5 protein-coding genes and 1 pseudogene are annotated in these 4,452 nt (G+C 64.0%); 4 read left to right on the top strand and 2 right to left on the bottom strand.

Annotated features, from left to right (window positions below; all coding sequences use genetic code 11):
* The 4 genes from ENZ74_RS23175 to ENZ74_RS23160 all read left to right on the top strand — a co-directional run.
* Positions 1 to 303, top strand: a 303-nt coding sequence (locus ENZ74_RS23175) for a tyrosine-type recombinase/integrase (RefSeq protein WP_164761151.1), incomplete at its 5' end; no start/stop codon positions are given.
* Between the two features lie 99 nt (positions 304 to 402).
* Positions 403 to 1,353, top strand: a complete 951-nt coding sequence (locus ENZ74_RS23170; RefSeq protein ID WP_024503734.1) for an acetyl-CoA carboxylase carboxyltransferase subunit alpha — start codon at positions 403 to 405, stop codon at positions 1,351 to 1,353.
* A gap of 217 nt (positions 1,354 to 1,570) precedes the next feature.
* Positions 1,571 to 2,869, top strand: a complete 1,299-nt coding sequence (locus ENZ74_RS23165; protein WP_013529353.1) for a murein L,D-transpeptidase family protein — start codon at positions 1,571 to 1,573, stop codon at positions 2,867 to 2,869.
* An 8-nt stretch (positions 2,870 to 2,877) separates the two neighbouring features.
* Complete coding sequence (locus ENZ74_RS23160) at positions 2,878 to 3,114, top strand: sulfurtransferase TusA family protein (RefSeq protein ID WP_024503732.1); 237 nt, start codon at positions 2,878 to 2,880, stop codon at positions 3,112 to 3,114.
* Positions 3,115 to 3,124: 10 nt separating this feature from the next.
* On the opposite strand, the gene ENZ74_RS23155 is transcribed toward ENZ74_RS23160, so the two are convergent.
* Positions 3,125 to 4,234 carry a GTP-binding protein gene (locus ENZ74_RS23155; protein ID WP_027162928.1) on the bottom strand — a complete coding sequence of 370 codons (1,110 nt, stop codon included), beginning with the start codon at positions 4,232 to 4,234 and terminating at the stop codon, positions 3,125 to 3,127.
* A gap of 3 nt (positions 4,235 to 4,237) precedes the next feature.
* Positions 4,238 to 4,452: pseudogene (locus ENZ74_RS23150) on the bottom strand (D-alanyl-D-alanine carboxypeptidase); the annotation flags it as partial.

The following is a 4,452-nucleotide window of genomic DNA, read 5'->3' as shown; positions in this document are numbered from 1 at the left end:
CCAGCCTTGGCCGACAGTCCGTTCCTGTTTCCGGCCGCCTCGGACAGCGGCTATCTCTCGCGCCAGGTCTTCGCGCGTGACCTGAAAGGGCTGGCGGCAAGGGCCGGCATTGCCTCGGCGAAGATCTCGCCGCACGTGCTGCGCCATGCTTTCGCCAGCCATCTCCTGCAGAACGGCGCCGATCTGCGGGCCGTGCAGCAATTGCTTGGCCATGCCGACATATCGACGACACAGATTTACACCCATGTGCTGGAAGAGCGGCTGGTGCGGCTGGTCAACGATCATCATCCGCTTGCCGACTAGGCCTCATATCGCTATGTGAGGACGACATTTCACCGCCCGGAGCCTTGGATTCAAGGGTTCCGTCAGCCACTGCCTTCCGACGTATCGGTCCGCTCACGCATGTATAATTACCTCGATTTCGAAAAGCCGGTGCAGGACCTCGAGGGCAAGATCCTCGAGCTGAAGAAGCTTGCCGAGAATGGCGAGGCGGTCGATGTCGGCGACGAGATCAACCGTCTCGAGAAGCGCTCCCGCGACGCATTGCGCGATGCCTACAAGGCGCTGACGCCTTGGCAGAAGGTGCAGGTGGCGCGCCATCCCGACAGGCCGCATTGCGTCGACTACATCAAGGGCCTGTTCACCGATTTCACGCCGCTGGCCGGCGACCGCAATTTCGGTGAGGACCAGGCGATCGTCGGCGGTTTCGCCCGTTTCCGCGGCGAACCCATTGCCATCATCGGCCAGGAAAAAGGTTCCGACACAGCCAGCCGCCTGAAGCACAATTTCGGCTCGGTTCGGCCGGAGGGCTACCGCAAGGCGGTACGGCTGATGGAACTGGCCGACCGCTTCAAGATCCCGCTCCTGACGCTGGTCGACACGGCCGGCGCCTATCCCGGAGTCAACGCCGAGGAGCGCGGCCAGGCGGAGGCTATCGCCCGTTCAACCTCGACCTGTCTCGGCCTGAAAGTACCGTCGATCTCGGTGGTCATCGGCGAAGGCGGTTCGGGCGGCGCCATTGCCATCGCCACCGCCAACCGCGTCTACATGCTCGAACACGCCATCTATTCGGTGATTTCGCCGGAAGGTGCCGCCTCGATCCTGTGGCGCGACACGACACGATCGAAGGACGCGGCGACCAACATGAAGATCACCGCGCAGGATCTTCTGGAACTGAAGATCATCGACGCCATCATCCCCGAGCCGCTCGGCGGTGCGCATCGCGGCGCCGAAACCGTGATCGCCGCGACCGGAGACCTCATCGCCAGGACGATGAAGGACTTCGCCGGCGCCAACACCGATTTCCGCGAACAGCGCCGCGAAAAATACCTGGCCATGGGCCGCAGTCTCTGACCACAGGCACCCTTGGCCGCAACAATGTGGCGGAGCGGAGCATTTTTGCCACAAAAATGCCGCTGCATTCGGCTCAATGAGACTGCCGCAGGGGGATGCGTCGGCACTTGCGGTAAGGAATTTATTAGGGTTAACGGGCTTAGGGTCCGTCGATGCGCAGTGTAGCAGCCGGGGCAGGAAACGTCCTGGCGCCAGAGAAAAGACGATATCCGTAGCCATGTTTGTCAAGCTTGCCCGCACCGGAATCCTGATCGCTGCCCTCGGCGTTGCCGGCTGCAACAATTCGTCGATGAAGGATTTTGCCCCGGAGGCCAACAAGCCGCTGCCCGACAAGATCCTCGCCGACATGAGGGCCAAGGGCATGGTCCGCACCTCGTCGGTGATGGCCCGCATCTTCAAGGAAGAAGGCAAGCTCGAGATCTGGAAGGCCAAGACCAACGGCCGCTATGACATGGTCGCCAGCTACGACATCTGCAAATGGTCGGGCAAGCTCGGGCCGAAATACACCGAAGGCGACCGCCAGGCGCCGGAAGGCTTCTACACGGTGCGCCCGGCGCAGATGAATCCGCGCTCGAACTACCATCTGTCCTTCAACATCGGCTATCCCAACGCCTATGACCGCGCCAACGGCCGCACCGGCTCCAATTTGATGGTGCACGGCGCCTGTTCGTCGTCGGGCTGCTATTCGATGACCGATGCGCAGATCGAGCAGATCTATGCCTTCGGCCGCGATGCTTTCCAGGGCGGCCAGACCGAGTTCCAGATCCAGGCGTTTCCGTTCCGCATGACCGCCGCCAACATGGCGCGCTACCGCAACGACCCGAATTACGACTTCTGGAAGATGCTCAAGGTCGGCTACGACAATTTCGAGATCACCAAGGTGCCGCCGAAGGTCGATGTCTGCGAGAAGCGTTATGTCTTCAACCAGGTAGCCGCCGACGGTCAGACATTCGATCCGACTGGCGCCTGCCCGGCGACGACGCAGCCTGATTCGCTGAAGAGCGCCTACAATTCCTACATGAGCACCTATGACGCGGCGTTCAGCGGCGCGGTCAAGGCCAGCGTGCCGGCGCCCAAGCCGACCATCGCCGGTATCAAGGAAGCCAGCATCGTCTCCGACTGGTCCAAGCGCCGCGCACGCGGCGAACGCGTACCGATCGATCCGCCGTCGCTCAACAATGACGGCTCGGTCACCGAGACGGCACGCATGGGCCGCATCGATTCGCCCGCCGGCCGCAAGATGGCGGCTCTTGATGCCGAAAAAGCTGCCAAGCAGAAGGCCGAGGAGCAGAGGCTGGCTGCCATAGAGGCGGCCAAGCAAGCCAAGGAAGCCGCCAAGGCCCAGGCTCTGGCCGAAAAGGAGGCCGAGAAGGCCGCCAAGGAGGCCCCAGTCGCCACCGCGACCATCGCGGCCCCTTCGGAAGCGGCGCCAATGGCTGAAACGCAAGCGGCGAGTGCCGACGAAAGCCGGGTGACGAAGCTGAAGAACAAGCTGCTCGGCATGTTCGGCGGTTGATATCGCCCGTGGCTGATCGCGCCGCTATTTATGACCTCAAGGGGCTGAACTGCCCCTTGCCCGTGCTCAAGGCCAAGAAGCGCCTCGCGGGGATGCAACCGGGCAGTCGGCTCTGGTTGGAGACCACCGACCCGCTCGCCGTCATCGACATTCCGGCATTCTGCTCCGAGAGCGGCCACCAGTTGATTGAAACGGCCGCGGTCTCCGGCGGCCATCGCTTCCTGGTCGAGCGCGGCGCGCCGTAATCGTTGGGAGCTACCGCCCGGCGATCGCCAGCGGATTGTTTTCCAGCGCCGCGCGGTCGGGCGTGTCAACCGACGGCCGGTCGGTGAAGGCGGCGAACAGCCTGCGGATATAATCTTCCGGCATGTCGAGCGTGATCAGCACCAGCCGCGTGCCACGCTGGCCATCCGGCCAGGACGGCAATTGCACCGGCGGATGCAGGATCTTCTGCACGCCATGGATCACCAGCGGCCGCGACGGGTCTTCCCTGAGCTCGATGACGCCCTTCATGCGCAGCAGGCGCTCGCCATGGGTCGAACGCAGCAGGTCGAGGAACATCTCGATCGCCGAAAACGGCACCGGGCCGTCATGCACCAGCGAATAGGAGCGCACGCGCTGATCGTGACGATGGCCGTGGTCATGGCCATGCTCGTGATCATGACCAGCATGATGGTGATGATCGTGCGCCGCTTCCTCGCCAAGCCAGCGCCGCACATCGGCGGATTTGGTTGCCGGGTTGTAGAGGCCGCAATCAAACAACGCCGCCACGCCTGTCTCCGTGTCGCCGGCATCGAGCAGTTCGGCGCCCGGATTGATCTGCCGCAGGCGCGCCCGCAGCATTTCCAGCTCATTGGGGTCGGTGGCCAGATCGGCTTTGCTGAGCACGATGCGGTCGGCGACGGCAACCTGCTTTACCGCCTCGACATGGGCATCGAGCGTGGCGTTGCCGTTGACGGCATCGACCAAAGTGATGACGCCGTCGAGCCGGAAGGCCTGGATCAGCGCCGGATGCGCCATGATCGACTGCAGCACCGGCGCCGGGTCGGCAAGGCCGGTGGTTTCGACGATGACGCGGGCGAGCCGGGCAATGCGGCCGGTCTGCAGCCGGTCGACCAGGTCGGCCAGCGTATCGACCAGTTCGCCGCGCACCGTGCAGCACAGGCAGCCGTCCGACAGCTGGATGATGCCGTCGGAAGACTGCTCGACCAGCAAATGGTCGATCGCCACCTCGCCGAACTCGTTGATGATCACCGCGGTGTCGGCCAGCGCCGGATCCTTGAGCAGCCGGTTGAGCAGCGTCGTCTTGCCGGCGCCGAGGAAGCCGGTCAGCACCGAGACTGGGATCGGGAAGCCGCTGCCCATTGGCTAGTTCGCAACCTTGACCGGCTGGTCGCCCTGCGCGGCGGAGCCGGCATTCTTCGGGCCGGTGCCGGCCGGTGCCGTCCTGTCGGGCCGCCAGCTCGGGATCGGCACATCGGCAAATTCCTGCGCGCCCTGGTCGAGGATGGCCTTCGGCGCCGGACCGGTGGCGCCGCCAAGGCCGACGGCAACCAGCGTCGGCACATGGTCGAGATTTTCCT

This window comes from Mesorhizobium sp. M7A.F.Ca.CA.002.15.2.1, assembly GCF_003998715.1.
In the GTDB taxonomy this organism is placed as follows: Bacteria; Pseudomonadota; Alphaproteobacteria; order Rhizobiales; family Rhizobiaceae; genus Mesorhizobium; species Mesorhizobium ciceri.
Note: the sequence above shows the minus strand (reverse complement) of the source record. Positions and strands in the feature narration are given on the sequence as shown.

Bases quoted from the DNA above. Each gene is read 5' to 3' on its own strand.
- ENZ74_RS23155 (WP_027162928.1), bottom strand. From the start codon at position 4,234: ATGGGCAGCGGCTTCCCGATCCCAGTCTCGGTGCTGACCGGCTTCCTC.
- ENZ74_RS23165 (WP_013529353.1), top strand. From the start codon at position 1,571: ATGTTTGTCAAGCTTGCCCGCACCGGAATCCTGATCGCTGCCCTCGGC.
- ENZ74_RS23170 (WP_024503734.1), top strand. From the start codon at position 403: ATGTATAATTACCTCGATTTCGAAAAGCCGGTGCAGGACCTCGAGGGC.